Source organism: Candidatus Andeanibacterium sp. (assembly GCF_057143545.1).
In genome coordinates, this window is record NZ_DBNHSF010000129.1 from 1 (window position 1) to 3,615 (window position 3,615).

The 3,615-nt window shown below is 64.2% G+C and carries 7 protein-coding genes; all 7 read right to left on the reverse strand.

Features of this window, described 5'->3' with window-relative positions:
- Window positions 1–411 (reverse strand): ExbD/TolR family protein (locus AC16XC_RS07835; RefSeq protein WP_484034091.1); only part of this gene is annotated, 411 nt, incomplete at its 3' end.
- Window positions 411–1,106, reverse strand: a complete 696-nt coding sequence (tolQ, locus tag AC16XC_RS07840; RefSeq protein ID WP_484034092.1) for a protein TolQ — start codon at window positions 1,104–1,106, stop codon at window positions 411–413. The genes AC16XC_RS07835 and tolQ, both read right to left, overlap by 1 nt.
- Entirely contained in the window at window positions 1,103–1,561 is a 459-nt protein-coding gene (locus AC16XC_RS07845; RefSeq protein WP_484034093.1) for a YbgC/FadM family acyl-CoA thioesterase, read from the reverse strand. Before AC16XC_RS07845 ends, tolQ begins: the two co-directional genes overlap by 4 nt.
- Before the next feature lie 96 nt (window positions 1,562–1,657).
- Entirely contained in the window at window positions 1,658–2,035 is a 378-nt protein-coding gene (locus AC16XC_RS07850; RefSeq protein ID WP_484034094.1) for a histidine triad nucleotide-binding protein, read from the reverse strand.
- On the reverse strand, window positions 2,035–2,349 hold the full coding sequence (locus tag AC16XC_RS07855) for a phosphoribosyl-ATP diphosphatase (protein ID WP_484034095.1): 315 nt from the start codon (window positions 2,347–2,349) through the stop codon (window positions 2,035–2,037). The genes AC16XC_RS07850 and AC16XC_RS07855 overlap by 1 nt, the downstream gene beginning before the upstream one ends.
- 69 nt (window positions 2,350–2,418) lie before the next feature.
- Window positions 2,419–3,177 carry an imidazole glycerol phosphate synthase subunit HisF gene (hisF, locus tag AC16XC_RS07860; protein ID WP_484034096.1) on the reverse strand — a complete coding sequence of 253 codons (759 nt, stop codon included), beginning with the start codon at window positions 3,175–3,177 and terminating at the stop codon, window positions 2,419–2,421.
- A gap of 265 nt (window positions 3,178–3,442) precedes the next feature.
- On the reverse strand, window positions 3,443–3,615 hold a 173-nt coding region (locus AC16XC_RS07865), incomplete at its 5' end, for a HisA/HisF-related TIM barrel protein (protein WP_484034097.1).

Consider the following 3,615-nt stretch of genomic DNA (forward strand, 5'->3'; position numbering starts at 1 on the left):
GTTGAATCCCGCGCGATTGAGCTCGCCCATCACCGCCATCACCCGCCCGTAATCGAGCGTCAGGTCGGCCCGGAGGTTGACCAGCGGCGGCTCGCCCTCGACATCGCGCGCCAGTTGCTCAAGCCGCTCGCCCAGCCCGCCGGCCGCAATCTCCTCGTTGTCGAGGAAGATGCTCCCATCCGCGGCGATCGAAATCGTGATCTGGTCGGGCTCCTGGTCGATCGCGTTGGCGCGGCTCTCCGGCAGCTCGATCGGCACGCCCGAAGTCAGGAGCGGTGCCGTGACCATGAAGATGATCAGCAGCACCAGCATCACGTCGACCAGTGGAGTGACGTTGATATCCGCCATCGGCGCTCGGCGCGACGAGCGGCCCCGGCTGCGGCGCGGGTTCGAGGCGACACCCATCGCCATCAGGCTTGCTCCATCTCGCGGCTGAGTTGGGCGTGAACCTTGTCGGCAAAGCGCTGGAGCCTTGCTTCGAGCGCGTTCACCCGGTGGCTGTAGCGATTATAGGCAATTACCGCCGGGATAGCGGCAAACAGGCCGATCGCGGTGGCGAACAGCGCTTCCGAAATTCCCGGGGCAACCACCGCGAGCGAGGAATTCTGCTGCTGGCCGATCTGAAAGAAGCTGTTCATGATCCCCCAGACCGTGCCGAACAGGCCGACAAACGGTGCGACCGCGCCGGTCGTGGCGAGGAAATTGAGCCGCATGGCAAGATTGTCCGCCTCTTCGGCGACCTGGCTTTCCATTGCCAGGGCGACCCGTTGGCCGGTGCCAAACTTGTCGTACTTGCCGCTCTTGGTCGATTGCTGGAATTCGGCAAGGCCCGCGGCCGCCACCGCCGCGGCGGGATTCCTGTTGAGCAGGCGTTCCTTGGCGAGCTTTTCCGGGTTTTCGGCCTTCCAGAAATCCTCCTCGAACCGCTCGCATCGGCGGCTCACCGAGCCGATCCTGAGGTTGAAGGAGACGATGATCATCCAGGTCCAGATCGAGGCCAGGAGCAGGCCGACCATCACCACCTGGACCACGATGTCGGCGTCGAGAAACAGCTTGGCGGGATCGAGCCGGCTCGGTGCGGCGGCAAGGAAGGAAAGATCGGTCATGCAGTACTTTCGGGGGTCAGGAGGGACTGGAACGACTTGCGCCAGTGGGCGGGCTGGCGGCGCGGGCGGCCATCGGGTGCAATGAAGCCGACGCGGACCTCCGCCTCGGCCAGGAGTTCGCCGCCCCTGAAGGCACGCTGGCATAAACGCACGCTGGCCGCGCCGAGTTCCAGCGCCGTGGTTTCGATCGTCACTGCATCGTCAAGCCTTGCGGGGGCCCGGAAGCGGACCGCCAGGTCGGCCACCGAATAGAAGCCCTCGCCCGCTTCGATCGCGCCGCGCTGGTCGATGCCGAGCAGGCGCAGCAGGTCGGAACGGGCCCGTTCGAACCAGCGCAAATAGTTGGCGTGATAGACAATGCCCGACAGGTCGGTATCCTCGTAATAGACGCGCACGGCGAACAGATGGCGCGGACCGTCGAAGCGGCCTGAATGGGGTTCGATTTGCGTCGCCATGATGACGCCGCCGGGTTTAGCAACCCGCCGAGTCGCTCGGCAAGCATGGGTTTTTGATATGCCCCGATGAATGGATTCTGACGTGCGGCGAACCGCTCAGCGCGCCAGCATCGGCCCGAGCGGCCGGCCACCGAAGATATGGACGTGGAGATGCGGGATTTCCTGCCCGCCATGCATGCCCGCATTGACCATCAGGCGATGCCCCGGCGCCACCAATTCCTGCTCGCGTGCAACATGGCCCACCGCGCGCACGAATCCGGCGATCTCGTCGGCAGAGGCGCGCGCCGAAAAATCGTCCCACCCGACATAGGCGCCCTTGGGGATCACGAGGATGTGGATCGGCGCCTGCGGAGCGATATCGTGGAACGCGAGCGCCCATTCGTTTTCGTAGACGGTCTTGTTCGGGATCTCGCCGCGCAGGATCTTCGCGAAGATGTTCTGGTCATCATAGGGCAGGGTCGCGTCGATCGGCATCATTTGCCCCGCGATGCTTTCTCAACAAGACCGGAAGTGCCTTCGCGCCGTTCGAGTTCGGCAAGCACCTCGGACAGGGGAATTCCCTTCTCGGCCAGCAGGACCAGCAGATGGAACAGCACATCGGCCGCCTCGCCGACCAATTCCTCGTTACTGCCCGACAGCGCGGCGACTACCGCCTCGGTCGCTTCCTCGCCCAGCTTGCGTGCGACGACCTTGAGGCCGCGACTGTGCAGATGCGCGACATAGCTTTCCTCCGGCGACGCGCCAAGGCGTTCGACGATGGTGGCTTCGAGGCGGGATAGAGTGTCCATCGCGCGCAGCATTGGAGAGCGGCGCGGCGGCGGTCAAGCCTTAGGAGCCACGTACTCCGGCAGTCCGGATCAACCGCGCGCTGGCAGGCCCGCGACCCGCAGCGCAGCATGGGCTTCGGCGATGGTGTGGGTGCCGTAATGGAAGATCGAGGCGGCCAGGACCGCGCTGGCATGGCCCTCGGTCACACCTTCGACGAGGTGGTCGAGCGTGCCCACCCCGCCCGAGGCAACCACCGGAATCGAGACCGAATCCGCGATAGCTCGAGTTAACTTGAGGTCGTAACCTTTCTGGGTTCCGTCGCCATCCATCGAGGTCACGAGCAATTCACCTGCGCCCAGTTCGGCCAGCCTGATCGCATGTTCGACCGCGTCGATCCCGGTAGCGCGCCGGCCGCCATGGGTAAAGATTTCCCAGTGATCGTGGCTCCACCTGGCATCGACCGAAGCGACCACGCATTGGCTGCCCATCTTCTCGGCGATGTCGGTGACGACTTCGGGCCGCGCGACCGCGGCGGAATTGACCGCGACCTTGTCCGCTCCTGCCAGCAGCAGCGCGCGTGCATCCTCGACCGTGCGCACCCCGCCACCAACGGTGAGCGGCATGAAGCAGACCTCGGCGGTCCGGCGGACGATCTCGAGCAGCGTCCCCCGCCCTTCGTGGCTCGCGGAAATATCGAGAAAGCAAAGCTCGTCCGCCCCTGCCGCATCATAGGCCTGCGCCTGTTCGACCGGGTCGCCGGCGTCGCGCAAATCGACGAAATTGACGCCCTTGACCACGCGGCCATGGGCGACATCGAGACAGGGGATGACGCGAATGCGGACGGTCATTTCCGAAATACACCCATACTCACTTCGCCGACTTCCCTCGGAGCAGAATACACAAAGAGAGCAAGTACAAACAAAATGCAGAATGCCGCGACAGGGACAAACAACCTCGGAGCGCTTGGCCAAACCCCACGGGAGACAAAGGTCAAAAGCACCGCGACGACTGCGAACGAAACGGCTGCTAGAATGGCAATTTCGATTATCCCAGAGATGAGATAGCCCGTTCCCGCAGTGAAAAACGCAAACAGCAGGAACGCGAATTGCATTCTCATGCCTTCGCCGCCATCGCCAGCGCCGCCGCGAGGTCGAGCCGCCCTTCATAGAGCGCACGGCCGGTGATCACGCCTTCGATCCCCTCATCGGCGTGGATCGCCAGCATGCGGATATCGTCGAGCCCCTTGACCCCGCCCGAAGCGATCACCGGGAGGTCGGTCTGGCGCG